Here is a 26,190-nt window from a genome sequence, read left to right as displayed (position 1 = left end):
AGATCAAGGTGCATGCTCCCAGGCTGATTTCAGTGATCGACGACGAAGTCGAAGTTCTTCGAGCCACGAGCAGCCTCTTGCGATCCTGCGGTTTCGACGTCGCGACCTTTTCTTCCGCTGAAGATTTCCTCCACTCTCCCAGCAATGGTCGCTCGGCCTGTCTCATTTCGGATGTCCAGATGCCGGGCATGAGTGGCATTGAACTTTTCGCCGCCTTGCGAGAACGCCAGGATACCGTCCCCGTCATATTCATTACCGCCTTTGCCGAAGCCCCCGTCCGTCAGCAGATCGAGGCGCCCATCTGTGTGCTCCAGAAACCCTACCAGGCGGAGGCGCTGATCGCCTGCATCGAGCGGGCGATCAGCGCCCAGCCGCAGACCTGATCAGGCGCCGAAACGCCTGTTCATTGGCCTATTTTCGATCCCGACTTCTCGCCGGAATGGAGATGAAGTGCCGTACAGTCGGTCGATTTTCGCCTTGGTGATAGCCCATGAGCTGGCCGTGGATCTCGGCGTCCGCGTGCGACGCACGATCATGCTGTCGCAGATGTTCAGCCCATGAATCGACAAAGAACCATTCAACGATCTGCTCGGGCTTTGCCGCATGCTCACTCACACCCCACATATAGGCGCCGTCTCTCCGTCGCGCTTCGGCATGGAGGTTAAGCGCCCGAAGGAATGCGGGGCGATCGGCTGCGGCAACGGTGTACTCGACCTGCACCAGGACGGGTCCCCGATCATAGGCGACGCCATCGGCGACAATGGGCGCTGGCCAGTGGTGGGACGCGGATAGGTCGTCCTCGCCCGGTGGTAGTTTCAGCCGGTGCATGAGAAGGGCTGTTAACGTAAGGCCTGCGGCGGCGATCAAAAGGGTCGCCGTCAGTCCCGTCGCCTGGGCCAAGATACCCCAGGCTATGCTGCCGGCCGTCATCGCCCCGTTGAAGACGGTGAGGTAGACCGCCAGTGCCCGCCCGCGCACCCAATTGGGCAGCACCGCCTGGGCAACGCCATTGAGCACGGTAAGCGCCGCGATCCACGCGCTGCCCAGGAGGAAGAGGCAGATCAAGGCCACCCATTGCGGTGGCGTAACGGTAAGAGCGACCATGACCCCAGCGCTGAGAATCGCCGAGCCCAACAGGATGGCGTCGGGATCGAGATAGTTGCGCAGTTTCGGCAGCACGATTGCCCCGCCGATGGCCCCTGCGCCGACCGAGCCGAGCAGCAGACCGAAGAAGCTTGCGCCGCCCCCGAGCAGATCCTTGGCAACGAGCGGGAGAAGCGCCCAAGTGGCGCTTGCAAAGATGAAATAGACGCCAGCCCTCAACAGCACGACATGCAGCTTGTGGCTCGAGCGTGCATAACGCAGCCCCGCACGGAAAGCGCCGAAGAAGTGCTCGGGGATGTGGCTCAACTCGGCCGGTGAACCTTGCCACCAGAGGAGGGCGCCGATCACGAAAAGATAGGTGGCAAGATCTGCCGCGTAAGCAAAAGCGGCACCGAAGGCGCCGAGCAGGATGCCGCCGACCGCCGGACCGATCGACCGCGACACATTGATGCCGACGGAGTTCAGCGCGATCGCGTCGCGCAACTGGGACCGGGGAACCAGATCCGGCACCATGGATTGCCAGGCGGGACCTGCAATCGCAGCGGCCGTTCCGCCAACAAGGGTGAGGCCGATCAGGAGTTCGACGGTGAGCATTTCGTGCCAAGCAAGCAGTGTCAGGGCAAGGCTCACAAACAGCAGTATCATCTGCATCGCCATCAGCAGTTTGCGCCGATCGAAAATGTCGGCGAGCACGCCGGCCGGCAGCGCAAGCAGGAAAATCGGAAGTGTTCCCGCAGCCTGGAGCAGGCCAACGGCACCCGGAGACGCCGAAAGATCAGCGACGAGCCATGCGCTTGCGACGTCACGCATATAAGTGCCGGTATTGCCGATGACGGTTGCGGTCCAGAGGACTGCGAAGGCCGTATGATGGAACGGAGCGAGCGCACTGCCGGCCTCCATTTTGTCAGGCTGCAATTGGGTCATCACGATCACCTCTGGAGTTTCGGTGCGACGGAGAGCCTGCTGCGAAGCGGGCAAGGTGTAGACACACAAAGGCCGCCGCGGGTCAGGCGGCGGCCTGGAAGCCACTAGTCGGCTCAGCTCTTCACGAAGGCCAGAAGGTCTGGATTGATCACGTCGGCGTTGACTGTCAGCATGCCATGAGAAAAACCTTTATAGACCTTCAGCGTGCCGTTCTTGAGAAGCTTGACCGAAATCTCAGCGGATGCCGCGATCGGAACGATCTGGTCATCGTCGCCATGCATCACAAGAGTCGGCACGGAGATGTTCTTCAGGTCCTCTGTCTGGTCGGTCTCAGAGAAGGCCTTGATGCCGTCGTAATGGGCCTTGGCCCCGCCCATCATGCCTTGGCGCCACCAATTCTGGATCACGCCTTCATGCACGGTCGCACCGGCACGGTTGAAGCCGTAGAAGGGACCTGCCGGCACATCCCGGAAGAATTGGGCCCGGTTGGCGGCAAGCGCCGAACGGAAGCCGTCAAACACCTCGATCGGCAAACCACCCGGATAGGCTTCGGTCTTCAGCATGATCGGCGGGATGGCGGCAACCAGGACGGCTTTCGCAACACGACCCTGCGGTTCGCCGAAGTTCGCGACGTAACGGGCCACTTCGCCGCCACCTGTGGAGTGGCCGATATGGACGGCATTGCGAAGGTCGAGCTTTTCGAAAACGGCCGAGGCATCGGCCGCGTAGTGGTCGAGATCGTGACCTTCGCTCACCTGCTGCGACCGGCCATGGCCACGTCGGTCATGGGCGACGACGCGGTAGCCATTCAGGAGAAAGACCAGCATCTGCGCGTCCCAGTCATCGGACGACAGCGGCCAGCCGTGATGGAATACGATCGGCTGCGCATCCTTCGGACCCCAGTCCTTGTAGAAGATTTCGACGCCGTCCTTGGTGGTGACGAAGTTCTCGGTCATTGGTATCGTTCCTTCCTGTTGAAGTGCGTTGAGGGTTTCCGAGGCAAGGACCGGGAGCGTCGTTGCCAGCGAAAGGGTGGCGCCCGCGAGCAGTGCCTGCCGCCGGGATAAGAGGAATTCGTGTTTGTGATCCATCGCTTGGTTCCTGCTGATTGGATGATCCGAGACTAGGGCTTGCGTGCCGCGTGCGCTTGTCGCCTAGGCTGGTTTTTGGACGTTTGGCCGCTCTTGCATCCGTGTCTTCTTTCCTAAACGGCCCAGCATGAGCAGCCGAGTGCGCCGAAGAAGCCCCTGAGATCGCTGATGGGAAGATTGGACGTCCATGCCCCTGCATGGTCGTGGCCATGCACGCCGCAATCATTGGCACAGCCGCAAGAACTCAGCGCATGACGGCGGAGTGAGTGTTTGCCGGCTCCCTGCGGCTCTCCCCAGGCGGCGTAGCCACCGAAGGTTCTAACCGGCGACCAGTCGGGCATGGCGGGTGGAAGTGGTGAGCCGTCGATCCCGCTGAAGTCTCCGGCGCCATAGACGACTTTGCCACCGACGATGGTGAGGTCGGAGGTCAGGAAGGAAATCTCGTCCTCGGGGCAGGAGAAGTAGTCTTTGCTAGGGACGATCAGGTCTGCGAATTGGCCGGCTTCGATACGACCCTTCCGCCCCTCTTCATTGCTGAACCATTGGACCTTTTCGGTCCACATTCTGAGCGCCGTTTCCCGGTCCAGGCAGTTCTGCCGCGGGTAGAGGTTCATGCCGCCCACCGTCTTGCCGGTGATCATCCACGAGAGCGAGACCCAGGGGTTGTAGGATGCGACGCGCGTCGCATCAGTGCCGGCCGAAACGTGAACGCCGCGATGCAGCATCTTGGCGATCGGCGGCGTTGCTTCGGCGACACCATGGCCGTACCGCTCGACGAAGTATTCGCCCTGATAGGCCATGCGGTGCTGCACCGCGATGCCGCCCCCAAGCGCGGCCACACGGTCGATCGAACGATCGGAGATTGTTTCCGCATGGTCGAAGAACCAGTGAATGCCATCAAGAGGCGTGTCGCGATTGACCTTCTCGAAAACGTCGAGCGCCCGCGAAATCGTCTCGTCATAGGTCGCATGCATGCGCCAGGGCCAGCGGTTCTGCGCAAGTACGCGCACCACCTCTTCGAGATCGCCTTCCATCTCCGGCGGCATGTCTGGGCGCGGCTGCCGGAAGTCCTCAAAATCGGCCGCGGAGAAGACCAGCATCTCACCTGCGCCGTTGTGACGGAAGTAGTCGGTGCCCTGCTTGTAGGTGACCGAGGAGGTCCAGCGGAGAAAATCTTGCTTCTCTTCCTTTGGCTTCTGGGTGAAGAGATTATAGGCGAGCCGAACCGTCAGCAGATCCTCGTCCGCCAGCTTTTGGATGACGGCATAATCATCCGGATAGTTCTGGAAACCACCTCCGGCATCGATAACGGCCGTGACGCCCAGTCGATTGAGCTCACGCATGAAATGGCGCGTTGAGTTCACCTGGTAGTCGAAGGGCAGCTTGGGGCCCTTGGCGAGTGTGGCATAGAGGATGCCGGCATTCGGTTTCGCCAGAAGCAGCCCGGTCGGATTGCCGGCGGCATCGCGCGTGATCTCGCCACCCGGCGGATCTTTCGTCTCCTTTGTGAAGCCGACGGCACGAACGGCCGCGGCATTCAGCAATGCGCGATCATAGAGATGCAGCAGGAAGACGGGCGTATCCGGCGCAATCGCATTGATTTCATCAATGGTCGGCAGCCGTTTTTCAACGAACTGATGTTCGTTGAAGCCACCGATCACCCGCACCCATTGGGGTGAAGGCGTGATAGCCACCTGGCGCCGCAACATGTCCATGGCATCGGCGAGCGAGCGAATGCCGTCCCAGCGCAGTTCCATGTTGAAGTTCAGCCCCCCGCGGACGACATGGGTGTGATTGTCGTTGAGGCCTGGCAAGACGCGTTTGCCGCGCAGATCGACAATCTTTGTGTGCGGACCGGCCTGCTTCATGATTTCAGCATCGCTGCCGACTGCGAGAAACCTGCCGTCCTTGATCGCAACCGCCGTCGCCGACGGATTGGAGCGGTCAAGTGTGGTCACGAGTCCGTGGTAGAGGATGAGGTCGGCATCCATCACAGTGTTCCTTTCGAAGTGGGAATGCACCGAGCCATCAGTGCGACGAATTGGGGGGCGATCTCTCAGCGCTCAGCCGGCCTGATCCTGCGGCCTGCGCGTCTCGCTGAGGTCGGAGGTCCTCGGAAGCGACGTGGTGATCGGCTGACGGACGAGTGCGGCTTTGGCGAGCGGCACGACTTGTTCGCCGATGAGAATGCCAAGAAGGCCAACCAGCGCAATGACCGGTGGGGCAGGGGAGCGGACGTTCAAGACGCCGTAAATCACGCCGACCAGCAGCCCTGCGGCGAGTGAAATGACATAGAGCTTCATCAGATTTTCCTTTCGGCGCGGGATTTCAGACCGATAGGGCTCGGCGGTCTTGTCCCGCCGTCCCCGACACCTGGCGCGGGAGGGGAGGCCGCGCCAGGCTCGAATGGTCATTCCGGTTGGGAGGCGGGACACGGAACGACCGGGGGGGGATCAGTGGCCTTCGGCCGCGTTGAACATCGTCTTGGCGTAGGTGACACCAAGGCCGTAAGCGCCGCCGAGCTTCTTTGCGATGCCGGTGGTGGCCTCATAGGTTTCGCCACGCGCCCAGTCGCGCTGCAGTTCAAGCAAATACTGCAGTGAGGTCATGGGCTGGGCACCAGCCTGCACCATGCGATCCATGGCGCGTTCATGTGCTTCCGTGCTCACATCGCCGCAGGCATCCGCGATCACATAGACTTCGAAGCCCTGATCGAGTGCTGACAGGGCAGGACCGACAATGCACACGCTGGTCCAGAGACCACAAAGCACGATCCGTTTTTTGGCGATGCGGTTGACATCGGCAATGACGGCTGCGTCTTCCCAGGTGTTCATCGAGGTGCGGTCGAACATTGCCTGGCCGGGGAAGGTGCTGGTAATCTCGTCGAACATTGGTCCGGAAAAGCTCTTCTCGGCGACGGTGGTCAGGATTGTCGAGACATTGAAGGTCTTGGCGGCATTGGCAACGAGCGCTGCATTCGTGCGCAGGTTGACCGCGTCAATGCTCTTCGTGGCGAAGGCCATCTGAGACTGAAAGTCGATCATGATCAGGGTGTGATCGGCGGCGTTCAGAAGTTTCGCGCCAGGAGTGGCTTTGGCTTGGATCGTCATTTTCATTTCCTCGGTGCTTGTGAGAAGCAGTGACGAGGAGAAAATGCCCTGATGCGCTGTTTGTATCTTGTCGGTTACTCAGCCATTTTGGACGTTTCGCTGATCTCCAGCCGTTGCCGTTGCCAGTTCCGCTCTAGGACCTGGAGCGCGTTCAGCTCCTGCGCCGGCGATAGTCACCGGGATACATGCCGGTATGGCGCCGGAACGCACGTCCGAAGGCTGCCTGCGAGGAAAAACGGCAACGGAAGGCGATTTCCGCAAGTGAGAGTGTCGGGTCTTCCAAGAGTTTCTGTCCCAGAAGCAGCCGCCGATTGGCCACATATTCCGATGGCGATTGGCCGAGCGCCGCTTTGAAGGAGCGGGCAAAATGATAGCGACTGAGACAGGCAACTTCAGCGAGCTCTGCAACGGTAAGATCGGCTTCCAGGTTTTCCTCAACATAATCGATGACCCTGTTTCGCCTGACCGGGCTCAAGGCACCGTTCACTTCGGTCGACGATTCTATAAGACCGTTTCCCGAATACCGTGAAAGGAGATGCAGCGTGAGCGTCATCGACAGCTGTTCGACGAGCAGGTCGCCAGCCGCCGTTTCATGCCGCATCTCCTGCAAAACCCGCATGCAGACCTGTCGAACGAATTCGTCGGCGACGTCGGCCAGATAAGCGATGTCGCCCGAAGCAACGGGCTGAGAGGTCAATTCGCCCGCTGTCGCAAACTGGTGTTCCGGAAGATAGAGATGCAGAATTTCAGGCAGCGGCTCGGTGATCCTGATCGAATCTTCCTGTACGCCTATCGGGCAGAACCAGAGTGTGCCGCTACGGACCGCCGTCGACTGAAAACGCCCGTCACCCCGGCGATGTACGACGCCAGAGGGAGTGCCCTTGAGAGCGAGGGTAATCTCCATCTGGGTGCTGCAAATGTCAGGTATCTCGCAGGCCGGATGTGCACGCACTTCCGCGCCCAGATTACGCCATCGCCGATCCGCAGAAGAGTTGATGACACCCGCCTGAGGGAATTTGAAAATGCCATGATCGTGTAGTGACGACATGCGCCTTTGCCCCTCGATAGCCACTTATCATAAATCTCCGATTTGCCGTCTGCAATGCCGAGTTTTCGCATTCGCAGCACACTCGGCCTTTACGACAGCACGTGGGGCAAAGACAGTCTTGGCGCGCCAATGCTACCACTGAAACATGGGAAACCACGTTGGGTCATGACCATGCTCCAAGTAGCCAGAGATAGCGGAATGTTTGATCAAGCATGGCTTCGGGCCTGCAATCAAACTCTTGTATGGCAGTCTGCCGGAGTAAGCTTCCGTCGCCTGTCGCAAGATGATGGTAGATGGGATGCGCTGTTTCTCCCCCGGTCCAGGGAGCCGGTGCGGTTGGCGAATGGCGATCTGGGCCTGCGCCGGTACGCGAATGCCGAGATCTGGCTCGACACCCCAGCTGCCATTCTGGAAGAAGACGAACATCGGGTCTTGGTCTTCGATAGCACAAGTATCGTGCTTGGGTTGTTGTCGCCTTCGCCCGTTCCGCTGCAGGAGTTCCTGCCGCGAGCGCTATCCATGGTTCGTGCGCTTGCTGCAGCACATGCCGACGGCGCACAGCTTGGCTCTCTGCATCCGATCGATTTTGCCATGGATCGAAATGGTATCATCCGTTTGCGAGCAATGCCCGCCACGGTCTCCGCCCAGACGCTTGGTGTGATCGACGAAATCATCTACCGCGCGCCCGAGCAGTTGAGACCGGTCGCACCGCAATATGACAGCAGAAGCGATCTTTACGCACTCGGCATGATCCTTTTCAGGCATCTGACAGGTATCTTTCCACTGGCAGCCAATTCGGCGGTTGAATGGCGCCATGCTCATCTTGCGCTGGCTCCCATGGATGCGAGCAGCATGTTCACGGGCCTGCCGCCGGTCATCGGCCAGATCCTCAAGCGCCTGCTCGCCAAGGAACCGTCAGCCCGTTACCAGTCCGCCCGGGCGCTTGAATTTGACCTTGCGCGCTGCGATCAGGAATGGCGCGAGATGGGCGCGATCGCTGACTTCGAGATCGGACGTGTTGATGCGCCTTTCGCACAGCTTTTGACATCTTCGCTCTTCGGGCGTGGGGACGAGGAAAAGACCCTCGAGAACGTGCTCGACCGATTTCTTGATCATGGCAAGCCCTCGATGATATCGGTGCATGGCCAACCCGGTGTTGGCAAGTCGAGTCTTGTTCAGCGTCTTGCTAAGATTGCAGGTGAAAGGGTCGTGTTCCTCCAGGGCAAGAGCGACCAGCATCAGTCGGAAGTCCCTTATGGGCCCATCGTGCAGGCAATGAGCGCTTTGATCGATGAAGCCGTGCGCACTGATCACGTGATCCTCGCATCTCTTCGAAAAGCGCTCGCCCGAGAGCTACAGGGAAATGCGTCCTTGCTGGTTGATCTCCTGCCAGCCGTTGAAATTCTCACGGGACCGCTCGCGAGCCGGATCGAGATTCCCGGCCCAATGATCCAACTTCGCTTGCAGCGGGCCCTGCGCACCGTGCTGTCCGTCGCTGCAGCGACGATCAGCCCACTGGTCCTGTTTCTCGACGATATACAATGGGCTGATGAAGCGACCCGCTCCTTCCTGTCGGTACTCATCAGCGAGCCGGTGACCGGTCTGCTTCTCGTCGTTGCCCGGCGCGACCAATCCGGGGAAGCACAAGCCTTGTCCGACCGCTGGATTGCAAATGCTCGGACCTCTATGGCTGAGCTGGCAGAACTTCACCTGCGTCCGCTCTCTCTCCCGGCCATACGGCAGATGCTCGAAGCGATCTTTTCGGATGCCCCGGACGGTTTCTCGAATCTGGCCGACACGCTGTATGAGAAGACAGGAGGAAATCCCTTCTATCTCCGAAGACTGCTGCAGGCACTGGTGCAGGATGGTGTCGTCTACTTCTCGCCGGCTGAGAAGGCCTGGCTGTGCCGGGTTGAAGATGTGGCTCGTTATCCGGCCAGTGAAAACATCATCTCCTTCGTTACGGCCCGTCTCGAGAAGGAGGGCGCGGAGGCACTCGGTCTGCTTCAAACGATGGCCTGCATAGGCCCGGAATCGGAAAAGGTCGTCCTTGCCAGGGCGCTTGGTCTATCCGACGAAAACCTGCAGCAACTTGCCGCCCCCCTGGCGCGTTCGGGCTTCGTCATGCTGTCGCCTGCGAAACTCAGCTTCACTCATGACCGTATTCAGGAGGCCGCCTATTCGCTTATGGGCGAGGCGACAAGGCGCGACCGCCATCGTCATCTGGTCGATGTAATGATGTCCGTATGGGGCAGTGGTGCCAATGCTACCGCGTTCGCGATTGCCAATCAGATCGAGCTTGCTCGGGCCGAAGATCTGTCGCTTGAAAAGCGCAAGCTGCTCATTGATGCACTTCTGGCCGCACTGACTCATGCAAGGCGTTCGGCAGCCTTTGGTCAGGCGGTCCGATATGGCGAGACCGCGGTCAAGTTGATCCGAGATGATACGTGGGCAGACGACTACGGTCTTTCGTTCCGCGCCCATACTCAACTGTGTGAGGCTCTGCTGGGATCCGCCTCGCTCGAAGCGGCAGAGCGTCGGCTCAACGAACTCCTGCCATATGCGCGGTCCGCACTCGACAGAAGCGCTGTCTTCCGCCTTCGCTCCAACCTTCTGACGCTAAAATCCGACTATGAGGGCTCAATCGACGAGGCATTGCTGGGTCTCGACGAACTTGGCGTGAAACTCTCACGTGGGTCGAGCGAAACGGAGCAGGATGAAGCCTATCGCGCCATCCGCCGACGACTGGAGGGAAGGCAGATTGCCGATCTCGAGCATATTCCGCTGATGGAGGATCCGCGCATCCGGGCTGCCATGTCGTTGCTAGCGCCGTTGATCTCATCGGTTTTTACGACGGATGGGCTGCGCTTCCTGCATCTTGCCAAGATGGTCGAACTCACGCTCGATTATGGGGCAAGTCCGGAATCCACCCATGGCCTCGCCTGGTTCGGTGCCATGATCTCGGACAAGTACGACGCTTATGCCGACGGTCTGAGCTTCAGCCTCGCCGCACGCGCGCTTCTGGACAAATATGGTTTCGAAGAGCATCGAACCTCTGTCCTGCTCGCCGTTGATCAGGTTTCCCCTTGGACCCGCTCGATGCCTTACGCCTTGGAGCGCGTGCGTGAAGCCCTCGATGCTGCTCATACGGCGGGTGATGTTGGCTGGATGTGTTATGCACGCAACCATCTCGTTTCTGACCTGATTGCCATGGGTGAGGAAATCCCAAAGATCCGGCGAGAGGCGGAGGAGTCGATCGCTGTTACCCGACGTTTTGGTTACACCGACATCGAGCATATTCTGGCTGCACAGCTCCGTCTGGTCGTCGATCTCGCCGAAGGGCAGGGCGGCTCTGTCCAGTCGTCAGAAAGCCTCGCGCAGACGGCCCCTGTGATTTCACCTACGACGGCTTTCTGGGTTGCCTTCTATGAAGGCACCTCGCTTTATTACAAGGGTGCCTATGCTGAAGCGGTCGAGAAACTGCTCGTCGCCGACGCGTTGAGCATCTTCCTGCTTGCCCATATCGATACGGGCTTTTGCAAGTTCTATCTCGGGCTCGGTCTTGCTGCTCTGGAGAAAGGCGCGTCGGCAGAGAGCGAGAAGGATGCCCGGCTCCGTGACGTTCGCTCCCGCCTAGCGCTTTGGGCAGACCTGAACCCCTTGAACTTCGCCGACAAGCTGCTGCTCTTGGATGCCGAGATTGCCCGCAGGAACCGCAATTACGCTGAAGCCCTCGTCCTCTACGAAAAGGCCGCCACCGCCGCACGATCGTCCCGCTTCGAGCACGAGCATGCGCTGGCGCTTGAGCGTGCGGGGGGCTGCTGTCTCGAGATGGGCAACCGGATCAGTGCCAATGCCTATCTATCGCTTGCGTCAGACGCCTATGAGCGCTGGGGTGCGGGACACAAAGCAAGAAGCCTGAGAACAACCCTCGATGTTACTCGGCATCCGGCTTCCGCATCCGGCCTTGCCTCCGCCGCCAGCGACCTCGACACTGTTCTCGGAACCTCGCTCGCACTATCTGAGGAGATCGTCCTCGATCGGGTGATCGAAACCCTGATGACCCGAATGCTCGTACACGCGGGCGCCAATCGCGGGCTTCTGCTGAAGATCGGTGATGGCAAACTGGAGGCCGAGGCATCCGCCTGGACTGAAGGCGACAGCGTGCGCGTCAGCACGATCGATCCGGATCGGTATGGCCTCAGCCCACCCTATTCGGTAATCGATCGCGCCCTTCAGACCCGAACCCCCTTTGTCATTTCCGGGTCCGATTTTGGAGCCTGGGCCGCGGATAAGGTATCCACCACAGGGCGCTCGATCCTCTGCGTGCCACTTCTGCGCCGCGGCGAACTGACCGGTCTGCTCTGCCTTCAGAACGACTATCTGGAAGGCGTTTTTTCCTCGGATACCGTGGCAATCCTCAAGCTTCTGGCCTCGCAGGCGGCAATTTCTCTGGAGAATGCCAGACTGTACACGAAGCTTCTGGAGGAGAATGATTTACGCTCCCGCAGCGAACAGGCACTCGCAGGTGCCAGAGCTGAACTCGAGAAGAACGCCCGCTTGACACTCCTCGGCGGTATTGCCGCTTCCGTCACGCACGAGCTTGGCCAACCCCTGTCCGCCATAGCATCAAACGCCGGCGCCGGCCTTCGCTGGCTGCGCCGCCCCGAACCGGACATTGCGGAAACGCTCAGCGTCCTTACCGAAATCGAGACCAGCGTTACGCGTGCTCACGATATCATCCGCGCTTTGCGGGCGTTGTCAAAACAGGCGCCGAGTGTTCAACAGCCCGTTGTCTTGGATGAAGTCATCAAGGAAGTTCTGCGAATTTCCAGATCCGAAATCGATCGTCAGCAGACCGAGATCGCGCTCGATCTCGCGACCTCCGAAACTTCAGTTATAGGTGACGCGACACAACTTAAGCAGGTAGTGCTCAATCTGATACAAAATGGGATGGATGCCATGGACGTTGTTCCCGCATCCAAACGAAGGATTGAAATCATGTCGAGGAAGACAGAGACGGATGTCAGGGTCAGCGTCCGCGACTTCGGCAGCGGGATCTCACCAGACCTCACCGCTCAGATCTTCGAACCGATGTTTACAACAAAGTCCTCTGGAATGGGTATGGGCCTTGCGATCTGCAAGTCCATCATCGAAGCACATGGTGGTTCGTTGAAGGCCATTGGCGAAGAGATCGGATCCCGATTTATATTTTCCATCCCGCTTAAGACGGGAGCCTGCGATTAGCCACTGTCATTTGCTTTCTCATACATCGTGAACGTCCGGTGAGCTGTTTTTGCTGATCAGGCAAATCAGGCGATGTTCTGGCATTCGAACCAGCATTAATGCTGACATTAATACCAGAACAAAGAGGTTTCATGGCTCGCATGGAGATCATGTCCGGTACCGAGCGCAGACGGCGTTGGTCGGACGAGGCGAAGCTGAGGATACTTGCGGAAGCTGATGAGCCCGGTGCTCACATTGGCGATGTGGCGCGCCGGCATGACATTCATCCGGGCCAGATCCGCTTATGGCGGCAATCATTCAGCTATGCCGATCGGCCGACGGTGTTCCTCCCGGTGGAGATCACCCAGGAGGTTGGCGTAGGCCAGGCTTCTAGCGCGGCAACGAGGCCGGCGATCGTCGAGATCTTGCTCCGAAACGGTCGGCGCTTGACGGTTCCGGCTGACGTTGAGTTGAAGCTGCTTGGTCCGCTGGTCGCTTGCGTGGAGGCGGTATGATCGGGCCATCGGGGAATGTGCGGGTCTATCTGGCCTGCGGGGTGACCGATATGCGGCGTGGCATTGATGGTCTGTCCGCGCTGGTCGAGACGGTCGTGAAGGAGGCGCCTGGCTCGGGCGCGATCTTCGGCTTCCGCGGAAAGCGCGCTGACCGGATCAAGCTTCTGTGGTGGGACGGCCAGGGGTTTTGCCTGTTCTACAAGATTTTGGAGCGTGGGGGCTTTGGTGCGTGGGTCGTTGAAAGAACGGAACTCCGTCTTTGATGCCGCTTCTATGGGTTAGCTTTTGTGCAGCGGACGGATTTCGGGCGTGCGCAGGCCAGCATGCGATTGAGGACAGCGCAGCCGATGGCGACTTCCGTCTGCTGGGTCGCGAATGAGCGCGCCCGCAGCCGCCGTCCGATGATTGATTTGTAACGGCCGATCGCCGTCTCGACCAAAGATCTTTTCCCGTAGCCGGTCGCGGCCTGCCACTTCATCCGACCGTCGGCGTTGATCGCGGCTATATGACGGGCTCGTTGACTGGAGGGATCAGCGTCAGGTTGCTTCACAGCATTGGCGCGTGGCGGAATGATCACCGCCGCGTCAGGACTGTGATTGGTAAGGGCGCCATAGGTCGGATCGCCATCATAGGCGCCATCCGCGGTGAACTGGCCAATCGGCGTGTCGATCATCTGATCGAGCAGCGGCCCAACCTGTGAAGTGTCGCCGGCCTCCTGATCGGTCATGACGTGTGCGATGATGTCGCCGCTGTCGGCATCCAGCGCTAGGTGCAGTTTTCGCCAACCTCTGCGGGATTTGACACTATGCTTTTCCTCCAGCCACTGCCCCGCGCCGTAGACTTGCAAGCCGGTGCTATCGATCAGGACGTGGATGGGCCCCTTCTGAGGGATGCGATCATTGTGCCGCTTGTCCGGCACTCTCAGCCTACTGGCTCGACGGCTCAGGGTCGTATGGTCGGGAACGGGGAGATCCAGGCCCATCAGCTTCAGTACCGAAGTCAGCAAACCTTCCGTCTGGCGCAGCCGCAGCCCAAACACCAAACCAAGCGTCAGTGCCGTCTCGATCGCCAGATCGGAGTAGCGGGGCTGGCCACCGCGTGTTGTCCGCTTTGGTGCCTGCCAGCACGATAGTGCCTCCGGCGTCAGCCAAAGGGTTAGGCTGCCACGCCGACGCAGGCCTGCCTCGTATTCCCGCCAGTTCGTCACCTTAAACTTCATCTTGCCGATACGATGCCGGCGGCTGGCGTTGTGTTTGAAAGGCATGATCAGTCAGCTGGGTTGTTTCCACCCAATCCGACTACATCACCGCCCTTAAACGATCCGTGCACCAACGCCATCGGGGCATCGTGTTGAAAGCTGGCCATTGAACGTTCCTCTCGTTGAAGGGAACGTCATGGTCAGGCAACACCAACAGCCTGCCTAGAACCTCAGATAATCATGCGGAACTCGCCGCGCACGCCCTCCCGCGTAGCGGGTTCGTGCTCGGTTTCGTTTTGGACGTTCTCGTGCAAAGCCGCCGAAATGCACAGGCCGCCAAGCGACTGATGCGCAAGCTCTTGAAGGGCCAGGGACGGCTGCCCCGAGTGATGATCACAGACAAGCTGCAATCCTACGGCGCAGCAAAGCGAGAGATCATGCCGGGTGTCGAGCATCGCTCCCACAAGGGGTTGAATAATCGGGCGGAGAGTTCTCACCAGCCAGTCCGGCGGCGAGAGCGGATCATGCAGCGCTTCAAATCACGGCGACATCTACAATGCTTCGTCTCCATCCATGACCCGATCGCCAACCTGTTTCACATCCCGCGCCACGACATCACCTCCTGCCATCATCGCGAACTGCGTGCGGAGGCGATGAGCCTGTGGGCGAAAATTGCCCGAGCATGAGAGATATCTGCGGATAGCGTCTTTCGCTCGCCCTTCGTTCATTAAGTTTACGATGCCCTTTTTGACGCCCCGAATTGGGGTCGATTCTCAAGTGCCGCCGTGACCGAGTCAATAAATAGTGAGCATCGGAAAGTAAGACATGGCCAACAGCACGGCAACCGCAACCGCATAGAATGGCGCAAGTGCCTTGACCGTCTCACCGATGCCGCTTTTGGCGATGGCGGAGGAAATGAAAAGCGTCGTACCGACAGGAGGCGTGTAAAGTCCGATGGACAGGTTCACCACCATCATCAAGCCGAGCTGCACGAGGTCCAGGTGAATGGCGCTACCGATCGTGACGAAGAGCGGGCCAAGCAGCAGGACGGCTGCGGGAAGATCGAGGAAGCATCCGACGATCAGCATGACAATGTTCATCGCCAGAATGATCATCCACTTCTCGCTGAAGTAGGACGTAACCCAGGCCGCAAGATGCTGAGGAACCTGTTCGGCGGTCAGCAGCCATTGAATGGTCGATGATGCCATGATGATGAACATGACAGCACCCGTCATGAGCGCGGTTTCGCAGGCTGCGCGCCATAGTGTTCGAAAGCTCAGGTCGCGATAGACCACGCCGCTGATCAGGAGAGCATAGGCTACGGCCATGACGCTGACTTCTGTCGGCGTCGCAACGCCGAAACGCAGCGTTCCAATGACGAAGAAGGGCATGAAAAGTGCCGGGAGCGCTGTAAGGATTTCACCGCGAAATGCCTTGAAGCCTCCAGCCAGCGGCGCGCGCGGCAGGTTCTCTTTGCGCGCGACCCACCAGACCGCAACCGACATGCCGAAACCCAGAAGGAGGCCGGGCACAATACCCGCCACGAAAAGGTCGGTTATGGAGACATTGGAGACAAGACCGAAGAGAATGAGCGGGATCGAAGGCGGGATAAGCACGGCAATCGTTGACGAGGAGGCATTGATCGCCGCCGAAAACCCGCGCGGATAGCCCGCTTCGCGCTGCACTGGAATCAGGGCATTTCCCATGGCCGTGGCATCGGCAACGGCAGACCCCGACACGCCTCCGAACATGACCGATCCGATAATCGATACCTGACCGAGGCCGCCTTTGAAGTTCCCCACGAGAAGACGCGCGATATTGACGAGATAGACGCCGAAGCGGCCCGACATCATCAAGCTGCCCGCGAGGATGAAGAACGGCACCGCAAGCATCGGAAAGCTTTGTGTCGTCGAGAACAGCCGTTGGGTGATGACGGCCAGCGGGCGATCCGCGAGCCAAAGCGCTGCAGCCACACCGCCAAGCATGGCATGGGCCACGGGCACTGCGATGGCCAGTAGGATCATGAAGACCCATATCATTACGGCAGACATGAGAAAGTCTCCTCAGCTCAGGCTGGAATTGCTGACATCGATTTCAGTGACGGCGTGCCCAAGCAGGAGTGCAAGAGCATCTGCGGTGGCAATGAAAGCCATCCCGCCGAATGCGTAGATGATGCTGTAATAGCCCCAAATCTGGCTGATCGGCATGGTCGAATACATCTGGTATTGCGCCGCGCGCAAGATGGGCGAGCTGGAGCTAAGAACGCTGACGCAGATGACCAAGGCGCAGAGGTGAACCGCCACCATGATCGGCCGATACCATTGCGGTCCGAGCATTTCCGGCAACAGCGTCACTGCAATGTTTCGGCCATGTGCGGCCGCCATCAGTAGGCCGCCCGCCACAAGCCACGGAAGCAACAGTCCGTGGATCTCATAGGCCCATGCGATGCCCGAATTAAAGAAATAACGCAGGACCACATTGACCAGCAGAACGACGAAGAGAGCGCTGAGGGAGACGGCGGCGATAACGCGACCGCTCCAGTCCAACACCATCTTCAGGCGGAGCATGAACCGGATGAGGGGGGCCATCGGCCCCTCCACCGTTTTTTCGGAAGACTGCGTGCGGCCGGACATTATTGCCCCGCTGCCTTCTTAAGCATGTCGACGATCTCAGGATATTGCTTGGCGTATTTGTCGTAGACCGAGGCCGTCGCCTTCACATAGGCGTCATGATCGGCTTCGGCGAAGACAACGCCTTCCGCTTCCATCTTAGGACGCAGCGTCTGGTCGCCTTCCAGCGAGAGATCGCGTTGCATTTTCCCGGCTTCCGCTGTGGCCTTGAGCGCGCAGTCCTGTCCCGCGTTGTCCAGCTCATTCCACCAGGCCAGACCCGCGACAACCGGCGTGCTTTCATATTTGTGGCCGGTCATCGTGATGTTTTTGGTGATCTGGTAGATCTTCGACGAGTAGATGTTGGTCAGCGGATTTTCCTGCGCATCGAAGACGCCGGACTGCAAGGCCGTCGGCAATTCCGAGAAGGCCAGCGGCGCAGGCGCCGCACCCAGAGCTGTGAAGATGTCGATGGTCATCTGGTCTGGCGGTGTGCGGATCTTGATCCCCTTCAGGTCGGCTGGTTCCTTGACCGTACCCTTGAGGGTGCTGACCTGGCGGATGCCATTATCCCAGAATCCCAGGATTTTCAGGCCGTGTTTTTGGGCGCGATCGTCGAGCATCTGACCGACAGGGCCATCGAGGACCTTCCAGGCCGCAGGCAAATCCTTGAAGAGGAAAGGCAGGCCCAGAAGGCCGACTTCCGGCACGACCTGCGAGACTGCGCCCTGGCTGTTGGCCGTCACATTGATGACGCCGCCGATCGCCGAGGTCAGCAATTCCACGTCGTCACCCAGCGTTGCCGACGGAGCGACATCAACCTTGGTCTTGCCGCCCGTGCATTCGGCGTAGATCTTGCCCCATTCCTCGGCAGCCACGAACCGGGGGTTTCCCGGATTCGCGCCATGCGCAAAGGTGATCTGGTCGGCGAACGCGCCGCTCGCGGACAAAGTCGCTGCCAGTGCAACAGCGGTTATGCAGCTCGATTTCATGTTTTTCTCCTCCTCAAATGATCCCCCGCTAGTGCCAAGCCGGGCTGTGACCGGGGCTTTTCACGCGCGGCCCGAAACAGGCAGGCCGCCTTGCGGCCATTGCTTTGTTTCAGATCTCCCCCAACGGCTGCCGGCGGATCTGCCGCCGGCGAACCAAACTCAATTTCCGGAGCGTGACAAGCGTTGATGACAAGGCCCGCCGCAGGCTCCTCTTGCCTTGATGACAAGGTCCGCCGCAGCTCCTCTTGCGGCCTTGCCAACTCGGACTCATGCCCTAGTGGATCAAGGAACCACCGTTCACGTCCACTTCGGTACCCGTGCAATAAGCCGAAAGATCCGACGCAAGAAACAATGCGCAACCGGCAACATCCGAGGCCTCTCCCGCACGGCCCAGCGGTATGCCCTCGACGATCTTTTCGAGCATGTCCGGTGTGAGCTTGCCGTCCGTGATGTCAGTCGCGATAAAGCCGGGGCAGATGGCATTCACCCGGACCTGAGACGGAGCAAGCTCCCGCGCCATTGCCTTTGTGAGGCCAAGCACGCCCGCCTTCGCCGCCGAATAATGCGGTCCGCCGAAGATACCGCCGCCGCGCTGAGCAGACACCGAACTCAGATTGACGATCGAGCCGGATTTGCGCTCGCGCATGCCCGGAATGGCCGCCTGGCTCATGTAAAGCGTGCCGCGCAGGTTCACGTCGAGCACGGCATCGTAATTCGACGGTTCGATATCCATGATCTTCAGCGGTTGCGTGATGCCGGCATTGTTGACGAGGATGTCGATGCGACCCCAGCGCTTTTCGAGTCCCGCCACGGCTGCCTCGCAGACCGCCTTGTCGGTCACGTTGCAGGCAAGACCGACATGATCAGGACCCAGGTCCGAGGCTGCGGCCATTGCGGCATCGGCGTTCAGGTCGAGGATTGCAACCGTCGCCCCATGCTCGGCAAACAGCCTTGCCGTTGCCTTTCCAAGCCCGCGTGCCGACGCAGCCCCCGTGATAATCGCGAATTTTCCCTTCAGTAGACCCATGGGTCTCATTCCTCCGTAAATTTATTGGATCTCCGGGGCGGCCTTCAGAGCCATTCCCGAATTTTCTGCGCCACCTTATCGACCGAAAGTCCGTACATGTCGTGCAAGGTTGGCAGCGCGCCTGCCTCAAGGAACTGGTCCGGCAGACCGATCATGCGAAATTTCGGCGCGATCCCTCGAGAAAGAAGACCTGCGGCGACGGCCTCGCCCAATCCGCCCACCACCGTATGGTTTTCGGCGGTCACGACGAGGCGCCCGCCCCTGGAGGCTTCCGCCGCGATCGTTTCAAGGTCGAGGGGCTTGATGGTGGGGCAGTGCAGGACCGCCACATCCACCTTGTCTTCGGCAAGCTTTACGGCAGCGTCCAGCGCACGCATGGTCATCAGGCCCGTCGATATCACGAGAACATCTCGACCCTCGCGGATCGGCTGGGCCTTGCCGAGCTTGAATTTGTAATCGGGCTTGTGTTTCCTGAGCACGGAAGGAACTTTGCCCCGGAGAAGTCGCGCATAGACAGGGCCCTGATGGGCGCACATTTCCGGCACCATGCCGAGAATATCGTCGGCGTCGCACGGATCGATGATCGTCATATTGGGCAGTCCACGGAAGATGGCGATATCCTCGGTGGCCTGGTGGCTCGGACCATAGCCGGTCGTAAGCCCTGGCAGGGCGCAGACGATCTTAACGGGAAGGTTCTCCTCGGCAATCGCCATGGCAATGAAATCGTAGGCGCGGCGCGACGCAAAGACGGCATAAGTCGTTGCAAAGGGCAGAAAACCCTCACGTGCAAGTCCGGCCGCCGCTGACATCAGCACCTGCTCGGCCATGCCCATCTGATAGAAACGGTCCGGCATGGCATTGGCGAAGACATGCAGATCGGTATATTTGCCGAGATCGGCCGTGAGACCAACGATGCGTTCATCTTTCTGAGCGGCCTCGATAAGGGCCTGTCCGAACGGAGCGGCCACGGTGGCGTAGCCTTCGGCGGCCAGCGATGCGATCATCGCAGAGGTTGCCTGGCGTTCGCCCTCGGGAAGCTTGCGGGCTTCGTATTTGCGAGCCATGGATGCGAGCGTCATGCGGGCTTTCCTTCTTCCAGAACTGCAAGCGCCTTGTCCCATTCATCGGCGTCAACGCGAACGAAATGGGTGATTTCCCGGCTTTCCAGAAAGGGCACGCCCTTGCACATGGTCGTGTCGAAGATGATGACGCGGGGCTTGGCTTGCGTGAGGTCACGCGCGGCATCGAATGCGGCGACGACGGCGGCAAGATCGTTGCCATCGACTCGCTGGGCGTGCCAGCCGAAGGCTTGCCACTTTTCCGTCAGCGGCTCGGAGCAGAGCATCTCGGTCGACTTGCCGTCGGCCTGCTGGTTGTTGAAATCGACAAGGCAGATCAGGTTGTCGAGCTTGTGATGCGCGCCCGACATGGCGGCTTCCCACGTCGATCCTTCACCCAGTTCACCATCCGACATGAGATTGTAGACGAATGCCTTGTTGCTCTTGCGCTTCAGGCCCATGGCCATGCCGACGGCGATGCCCAATCCGTGTCCGAGCGAACCGCCGGTGATTTCCATGCCTGGCGTGTAGGATGCCATGCCCGACATCGGCATGCGGCTGTCATCCATGCCATAGGTTTCCAGCTCTTCCTCGGGCAGGAGGCCTGCTTCCATCAACACGGCATAGAGTGCGATGGCATAGTGACCGATCGACAGGAGGAAGCGGTCGCGTCCCTCCCATTCCGGATCTTCGGAGCGGTATTCAAGCGCGTGGAAATAGGAGGCGGCCAGAACATCCGCAATGCCGAGCGCCTGGCCGATGTAGCCCTGGCCTTGAACTTGGCCCATAAGAAGGGCCTTGCGCCGGATATTCCATGCCCGAAGTGCCAGCGACACGTTGGAACGCGCCACCGGGCTGCTTGCCAAATTCATCGTTTCCTCCCGACTGTTTGTGCCTGAGAGATAGCATCTACAGCAGAGAAAATATTTTAAGAAATCCGAAAGACATGTGAAGTCAGGCTTAACAACTCTTTCCCGGCGCGTCACAGACCCCAGGGTTTGACGTCGATGAGATCGGTGGGTAACCCCATGCGGAACCGGCAGCCCAGGCCTGCTAGATGCGCACGGGCAGAATCGTCGTGGTTCTTGCAGGCCGACATCATCCAGTTGAAAAAGCGCAGGACAATCCGTCTGTTCAGATGCCGTGACGGACAGACGAACCAATAGGCGGGGAAGTCGATGACTTCGAAGGCCGTCGAGAACGGCACAAGCTCGCCACGCTCCAGTTCTCCGAGGCAGAGCGTAACGCTGTCAAGCGCGATGCCTCCGCCCTGCTTTGCCATTTCGATCGACATGGACGATCGGTCGAAGCGTAAGGGGTAACTCACGTTCGGAATATGGATCTGGTTGGAGGCAAGCCAAAGGTCCCAGCGATAAAGTGTCTTCACACTGTCGATCAGCCGCGCCTGTGCCAGCTGGCGGGCGGGATCCGGATCGATCTGTCGCAGCCGCTCCAGATAGGCCGGGCTGCACAACGGCAGGACCAGATCATGCATCAGAGGCGTCACGGAAACCCCGCTCCAGGTGCCGAGGCCATAGCGGAGGTCCACATCGACATTTTCCGTTTCAAAAGCCGAAAAGTCGGGCGTGGCATCGATGCGCATGTTCCATTCTTCATTGTCCGCGCAGAAGGCGCCGACGCGCGGCCCAAGCCACCGCACCCCGAAACTGGGACTGACGCGAATGACGAAATTGCGTCGGTCTCGCTGGAAGGAGACTGCCGAGCGCGCATTGCGGATGGCCCCGAAGGCTTGTGTTGTTGTCTGAAAAAGTCGGTCTCCGTCAAGCGTCAGCAGCAGCCTGCGTTTCTCGCGCCGAAAGAGTTTCACCCCGAGTTGTGCCTCGAGAAGCGATATTTGCTGGCTCACTGCGGAAGGGGAAATGCCCAGTTCCTCCGCCGCCCTGGTCACGCTGCCCAGTCGGGCGGCCGCTTCGAAATATTCGGTTGCCTTGAGATTGAGATCACGCATGTCTGGAAGCTAAAGCATTTCGTTGAAAAGAGGAAATAGGCTTCGGCTTATCGACTGCCATCGCAATGCGTGCGGAACGCTCGCTTCAGGACTGGATCAGGATGGCGCGAAAGTCGTTGACATTGGTATGGGTTGGCCCGGTGACGATCCGGTCGTCCAGGCGCTCGAAGAGGCCGTGCCCATCATACGCCGCCATGGCCGCGCCAAGCGGGTAGCCCGTTGTGCGTGCGCGCTCGAGCGTCGTCCAATCCGCATAGGCGCCGGCGACGTCTGCGGCACCATCGATCCCGTCGGTGTCGCCGGCGAGCGCGAAGATGCCCTCGACGCCGGCAATTTCGCCGGCAAGGCCCATCAGGAATTCGACATTGCGGCCACCTCTGCCCACGGTTTTTCCGTCGGCCTTTGGCGGCAGCGTGACGGTTGTTTCACCGCCGGAAAGAAGAATGCAGGGCGCCATGAAGGCGGACTTGCCTTCCTTAACGGCACGCGCCAGTCCCCCAAAGGCGCGGCCGACCTCGCGCGCCTCGCCCTCAATAGCATCGCCGAGCAAATGACAGGGCAGGGGCGCAGCCGCCTGGGCCGCGGCGAGCATCATTTGCGGTGTGGCAATGAGCTTGAATTGACCATGGGCCAGACGCGGGTCGTCATGCTTGGGTGTTTCGAAAAAAGGATCTGCCAGAACGGACGTGATCGATGGCGGTGCCGGGATGTCATATTTGGCGAGCACGGCGCGCGCGTCGGCCTGCGTCGTAGGATCGGGCACGCTCGGGCCTGAGCCTATCACCTCCGGTCGATCGCCCGGCACATCGGATATGGCAAAGGAGAGACAGCGGGCCGGATGGGCTGCGGCGGCAAGGCGTCCGCCTTTCACTGACGAGAGATGTCGGCGCACGCTGTTCATTTCGGTGATCGTCGCCCCGCTCGCCAACAGGGCGTGCGTCAGCGCCGCCTTTTCGTCCAGAGTGATTGTGGAAAGCGGAGCGGACAAAAGCGCGGAGGCCCCACCCGAGATCAGAAACAGGAGCGTGTCGCCCGCACCAAGACTTTCGGCCAGCGCCAGAATGCGCCGCGCCGCGTCCTGCCCCGCCTTGTCCGGAACAGGATGAGCCGCCTCCACCACCTCGATCGATTGCGTCGGCACGCCGTGGCCATAGCGCGTCAATGCCAATCCTTCGCACGGCCCCCAGACCATTTCGACCGCCGCCGCCATGGCTGCCGCCGCCTTGCCAACGGCAATGACGACGACCCGACCAGTCGGGGGACGCGGCGGCAGCGCCGGCGGCAGAACAATGCCAGGCCGCGCCGCGTTGATTGCCGTCTCGAACATGCTGCGCAGAAGGGCCTTGGTGTCTGTCATCGATCGCGTCGTTCTTTATGGTGTCAGCGAGTTGATCGGTGCACCGCGCTGGAACGACTCGATCACGTCGCAAAGCTGGCGCGCAAGCGTCTTCTGCGCCTCTCTCGAGGCCCAGGCAATATGCGGCGTGACCAGAACGCGCGGATCGCCGGCAAGCTGCATCAGGATATCGTCGGCCGGCGGCGGCTCGCGATCGGCGACATCAAGGCCTGCGCCGGAGATTTTCCGTGCCTCCAGGGCTTCGCGCAGGGCGGGGAGGTCGATCAGCGCTCCGCGCGCCGTGTTGATGATGATGGGCTGCTTGCGCATGGCCGAAAAGGCCTTGGCATCGAGGAGCGACCTTGTGCTCTCCGTCAACGGGCAATGCAGCGAGATCACATCGGTACGGGCGCAGAACTCGTCGAAGGCGATCCGACCGGGCGCGGCAGTCTCGCCGGGCCTAGCCGCATAGATCACCTCCATGCCGAAGGCCGAAGCCAGCGCGGCAACCTTTCCGCCGATGCCCCCTTTGCCGACAATGCCCATGGTCGATCCGGCGAGATCGCGGATCGGATTGGAAAAGTAGCAGAACTGTCCGGCCCGCTGCCATGCGCCGTCGCGCACCTCCGACACATACGGCACCAGGCTGCGGCGTAGCGCCAGAAGTAGCGCGAAGACATGTTCCGGCACCGTGTTGACCGAATATCCGCGTATGTTGCAGACGGTGACCCCGCGCGCCGCGCAGGCCGCGATGTCCACGCAATCGTAGCCGGTGGCAGCGACCGCCACGAGCCGCAAAGCGGGTGCCGCATCGAGAACATCGGCGTCGATGCGTACCTTGTTTGTGATGACAATCTCCGCATCGCGAATGCGCTCGGCGGTCTGCGTGGGCGCAGTCTTTGCGAAGACGATCCACTCGTGATCGAAGCCGGGACGCGGCACGTCGATATCGGGACTGATCGTGTCCCGGTCAAGAAAAACGATACGGCTCACGCAGCCACTCCTGCCACCATCTGTTTCGCCATGTCCACGATGCGCCGGCTGGTAATGCCGAAATGCTCGTAAAGAACCTCCGCGCGCGCGGAAGCACCAAATCCGCTCATGCCTATGAAGCGATCCTCGGGCCGCAGCCAGCGCTCCCAGCCGAAGGACAGCGCCGCCTCGATGCCGATGCGCGGCGCCTCACCAAGCACGGCGGATCTATAATCCATACCCTGCATTTCGAACAATTCCCACGAGGGCATGGACACCACGGCGGCAGCGATCCCCAGGTGAGCAAGCTCTGCTTGCGCGGCGACGGCAAGGCTCACCTCGGTTCCGGTCGCAATCAACGTCACATCGCGGCCGCCTGCGGGCTCGCGCAACACATAGGCGCCGCGTTTGGTGCGGTTTTCGTCCGTCTCCATCCGCACAGGCACAGCCGCCTGGCGCGACAGGGCCAGAAGGCTCGGACCGCTGCGATGTTCGATGGCAACCTGCCAGGCCTCGGCGGTCTCGATCGCATCGGCGGGTCGGAAGACTAGCATGTTCGGCATGGCGCGGAAACTCGCCAGAACCTCGACGGGCTGGTGGGTCGGCCCGTTGCTGCCGACGCCAATGGAATCGTGGCTGAAAACGAACAGTGCCGGCAGACCCATCAGCGCGGCCATGCGCATGGCGGGCCGTTCATAATCGGCGAAGGCAAGATAGGTGACATTGACGGGGCGCAGACCACCATGGGCGGCAATGCCATCCGCCATTGCCCCCATCAAATGTTCCCGGACGCCGCAGTGGACATAGCTGCCGCTGCGGTCGCGCACATCGAAGGCGCCACGGCTGCGCTTGTGGTTGGTCGGCGCTTCGAGATCGGCGCAAAGAACCAAGGTCTCCGGCAGCACGGACACCAGCCCGTCGCAGAGATCGCCGGACGACAGTATCGTTGCCCTTGGCTCGATCTGGCGCCCGGCCGCCGCATGCAGTGCCGCGATCTGCGAGGACCAGTCCATGGGAAGGCCGCCCGATATCCAACGCTGGAATTCGGCCTTGTCCGGATAGACTTCCAGCCTCAAGCGCCAGGCCTCGTGCGCGGCGCTGCCCTTGGCAAGCGCGCTGCGCCAATCGCGAAGGATCTCCGCCGGTATGTCGAAAGGCGCGTGAGGCCAGTCGAGAAGAGCACGCGCCTGCTCAGAATCCTCCACCTTCAAAGGCGCGCTATGGCCGCCGCGCTGGCCCTGAAGGCGGGGAATGCCGCGCGCGATCGTCGTCCGGCAGGCAATGAGCGACGGTCGCGGATCAGCCTTTGCCGCATCAAGCGCCATCGAAATGGCCTCTATATCGTGACCATCAACCGCATGGACGTGCCATCCGGCAGCGCGAAATCGTGCCGGAATGTCCTCGCTGGTCGACAGGTCCGTGTCACCATCGTCGGTGATATGATTATCGTCCCACAGGAACGTGAGCTTGCCGAGCTGTAGATGGCCGGCCAGAGAAACAGCCTCCTGTCCGATCCCCTCCTGAAGGCAGCCATCACCGACAAAGGCCCAGGTTCGATGTTCGACCAAAGGCGCGCCGAAACGCGCCGCCAGCCGCGCCTCGGCTACCGCCATGCCGACCGCGCAGGCAATGCCCTGGCCAAGCAGCCCGGTTGTGATCTCTATGCCGGCGTGCTGTTCGATCTCGGGATGACCGGCGCACAGAGATCCAAGCTTGCGGAAACTCTTGAGCGCATCAACCGAGACATGGTCGTAGCCGGCCAGATGGAGCAGCGCATAAAGCAACATCGAGCCATGGCCGTTCGACAACACGACGCGATCGCGGTCCGGCCAGAGCGGTTCGGACGGGTCAATCTTCAGATGCCTGGCGTAAAGGGTTGCCGCGATTTCGGCCATGCCAAGTGGTACGCCCTGATGCCCTTCGCCGGCATTCAGGATGGAATCGAGGGCGAGAAACCGGATTGCATGCGCCATGCGCTGTATGTCGACCATGTTTCCTCCCATTGCGTACC

The 26,190-nt window shown here is 60.4% G+C and carries 21 protein-coding genes and 1 pseudogene; 5 read left to right on the top strand and 17 right to left on the bottom strand.

Annotated elements, in window-relative coordinates; genetic code table 11:
- The first annotated feature begins 8 nt into the window (after positions 1-8).
- Positions 9-383 carry a response regulator transcription factor gene (locus G6N78_RS20685; RefSeq protein WP_165223301.1) on the top strand — a complete coding sequence of 125 codons (375 nt, stop codon included), beginning with the start codon at positions 9-11 and terminating at the stop codon, positions 381-383.
- 28 nt (positions 384-411) lie between these two features.
- Here G6N78_RS20685 and G6N78_RS20680 read toward each other — a convergent pair whose 3' ends face one another.
- From G6N78_RS20680 to G6N78_RS20655, 6 genes are all read right to left on the bottom strand, one after another.
- A complete protein-coding gene (locus G6N78_RS20680; protein ID WP_370691541.1) occupies positions 412-2,028 on the bottom strand; it encodes an MFS transporter in 1,617 nt (538 codons plus the stop codon).
- Between the two features lie 113 nt (positions 2,029-2,141).
- Positions 2,142-3,119, bottom strand: a complete 978-nt coding sequence (locus G6N78_RS20675) for an alpha/beta fold hydrolase (protein WP_165223298.1) — start codon at positions 3,117-3,119, stop codon at positions 2,142-2,144.
- Between the two features lie 113 nt (positions 3,120-3,232).
- Complete coding sequence (locus G6N78_RS20670; RefSeq protein ID WP_165223295.1) at positions 3,233-5,110, bottom strand: amidohydrolase; 1,878 nt, start codon at positions 5,108-5,110, stop codon at positions 3,233-3,235.
- 72 nt (positions 5,111-5,182) lie between these two features.
- The gene (locus G6N78_RS20665) at positions 5,183-5,422 is read right to left on the bottom strand and encodes a DUF1427 family protein (protein ID WP_165223292.1); all 240 of its coding nucleotides are present in this window, start codon (positions 5,420-5,422) and stop codon (positions 5,183-5,185) included.
- Between the two features lie 150 nt (positions 5,423-5,572).
- Positions 5,573-6,229 carry a hydrolase gene (locus G6N78_RS20660; RefSeq protein WP_165223289.1) on the bottom strand — a complete coding sequence of 219 codons (657 nt, stop codon included), beginning with the start codon at positions 6,227-6,229 and terminating at the stop codon, positions 5,573-5,575.
- Between the two features lie 151 nt (positions 6,230-6,380).
- Entirely contained in the window at positions 6,381-7,277 is an 897-nt protein-coding gene (locus tag G6N78_RS20655; RefSeq protein WP_165223286.1) for an AraC family transcriptional regulator, read from the bottom strand.
- Between the two features lie 54 nt (positions 7,278-7,331).
- Here G6N78_RS20655 and G6N78_RS20650 point away from each other — a divergent pair, with 54 nt between their 5' ends.
- The 3 genes from G6N78_RS20650 to tnpB all read left to right on the top strand — a co-directional run bounded on the left by G6N78_RS20650 (position 7,332) and on the right by tnpB (position 13,281).
- Complete coding sequence (locus tag G6N78_RS20650; RefSeq protein WP_165223283.1) at positions 7,332-12,524, top strand: trifunctional serine/threonine-protein kinase/ATP-binding protein/sensor histidine kinase; 5,193 nt, start codon at positions 7,332-7,334, stop codon at positions 12,522-12,524.
- Between the two features lie 131 nt (positions 12,525-12,655).
- Positions 12,656-13,018 carry an IS66-like element accessory protein TnpA gene (gene tnpA / locus G6N78_RS20645; RefSeq protein WP_165223280.1) on the top strand — a complete coding sequence of 121 codons (363 nt, stop codon included), beginning with the start codon at positions 12,656-12,658 and terminating at the stop codon, positions 13,016-13,018.
- Complete coding sequence (tnpB, locus tag G6N78_RS20640; protein WP_165223277.1) at positions 13,015-13,281, top strand: IS66 family insertion sequence element accessory protein TnpB; 267 nt, start codon at positions 13,015-13,017, stop codon at positions 13,279-13,281. Before tnpA ends, tnpB begins: the two co-directional genes overlap by 4 nt.
- Before the next feature lie 8 nt (positions 13,282-13,289).
- Here tnpB and G6N78_RS20635 read toward each other — a convergent pair whose 3' ends face one another.
- Positions 13,290-14,282: an IS5 family transposase gene (locus G6N78_RS20635; protein ID WP_165223274.1), complete on the bottom strand. Its 993-nt coding sequence runs from the start codon at positions 14,280-14,282 to the stop codon at positions 13,290-13,292.
- Between the two features lie 221 nt (positions 14,283-14,503).
- Between G6N78_RS20635 and G6N78_RS20630 the strand changes: the two are divergent.
- Positions 14,504-14,902, top strand: a pseudogene (locus G6N78_RS20630) (IS6 family transposase); the annotation flags it as partial.
- Between the two features lie 108 nt (positions 14,903-15,010).
- On the opposite strand, the gene G6N78_RS20625 reads toward G6N78_RS20630, so the two are convergent.
- The 10 genes from G6N78_RS20625 to tkt all read right to left on the bottom strand — a co-directional run bounded on the left by G6N78_RS20625 (position 15,011) and on the right by tkt (position 26,170).
- Positions 15,011-16,267, bottom strand: coding sequence for a TRAP transporter large permease (locus G6N78_RS20625; RefSeq protein WP_165223271.1), 1,257 nt, complete (start codon positions 16,265-16,267; stop codon positions 15,011-15,013).
- Positions 16,268-16,279: 12 nt separating this feature from the next.
- Entirely contained in the window at positions 16,280-16,804 is a 525-nt protein-coding gene (locus G6N78_RS20620) for a TRAP transporter small permease (protein WP_165223268.1), read from the bottom strand.
- A 44-nt stretch (positions 16,805-16,848) separates the two neighbouring features.
- Complete coding sequence (locus tag G6N78_RS20615; RefSeq protein WP_165223265.1) at positions 16,849-17,817, bottom strand: TRAP transporter substrate-binding protein; 969 nt, start codon at positions 17,815-17,817, stop codon at positions 16,849-16,851.
- Positions 17,818-18,091: 274 nt separating this feature from the next.
- The gene (locus tag G6N78_RS20610; RefSeq protein WP_165223262.1) at positions 18,092-18,844 is read right to left on the bottom strand and encodes an SDR family NAD(P)-dependent oxidoreductase; all 753 of its coding nucleotides are present in this window, start codon (positions 18,842-18,844) and stop codon (positions 18,092-18,094) included.
- A 44-nt stretch (positions 18,845-18,888) separates the two neighbouring features.
- Entirely contained in the window at positions 18,889-19,923 is a 1,035-nt protein-coding gene (locus G6N78_RS20605; protein ID WP_165223259.1) for a transketolase family protein, read from the bottom strand.
- Positions 19,920-20,774 (bottom strand): transketolase, encoded by an 855-nt coding sequence (locus G6N78_RS20600; protein WP_165223256.1) that lies wholly within the window; start codon positions 20,772-20,774, stop codon positions 19,920-19,922. The genes G6N78_RS20605 and G6N78_RS20600 overlap by 4 nt, the downstream gene beginning before the upstream one ends.
- 110 nt (positions 20,775-20,884) lie before the next feature.
- Positions 20,885-21,871: a LysR family transcriptional regulator gene (locus G6N78_RS20595; RefSeq protein ID WP_165223253.1), complete on the bottom strand. Its 987-nt coding sequence runs from the start codon at positions 21,869-21,871 to the stop codon at positions 20,885-20,887.
- Between the two features lie 85 nt (positions 21,872-21,956).
- Positions 21,957-23,228 carry a glycerate kinase type-2 family protein gene (locus G6N78_RS20590; RefSeq protein WP_165223250.1) on the bottom strand — a complete coding sequence of 424 codons (1,272 nt, stop codon included), beginning with the start codon at positions 23,226-23,228 and terminating at the stop codon, positions 21,957-21,959.
- A gap of 15 nt (positions 23,229-23,243) precedes the next feature.
- Positions 23,244-24,200, bottom strand: coding sequence for an NAD(P)-dependent oxidoreductase (locus G6N78_RS20585; protein WP_165223247.1), 957 nt, complete (start codon positions 24,198-24,200; stop codon positions 23,244-23,246).
- Positions 24,197-26,170, bottom strand: a complete 1,974-nt coding sequence (tkt, locus tag G6N78_RS20580) for a transketolase (RefSeq protein WP_165223244.1) — start codon at positions 26,168-26,170, stop codon at positions 24,197-24,199. The genes G6N78_RS20585 and tkt overlap by 4 nt, the downstream gene beginning before the upstream one ends.
- Between the last annotated feature and the right edge of the window lie 20 nt (positions 26,171-26,190).

Source organism: Allorhizobium pseudoryzae, from assembly GCF_011046245.1.
In the GTDB taxonomy this organism is placed as follows: Bacteria; Pseudomonadota; Alphaproteobacteria; order Rhizobiales; family Rhizobiaceae; genus Neorhizobium; species Neorhizobium pseudoryzae.
This window is presented reverse-complemented; position numbering and strand designations above follow the sequence as displayed.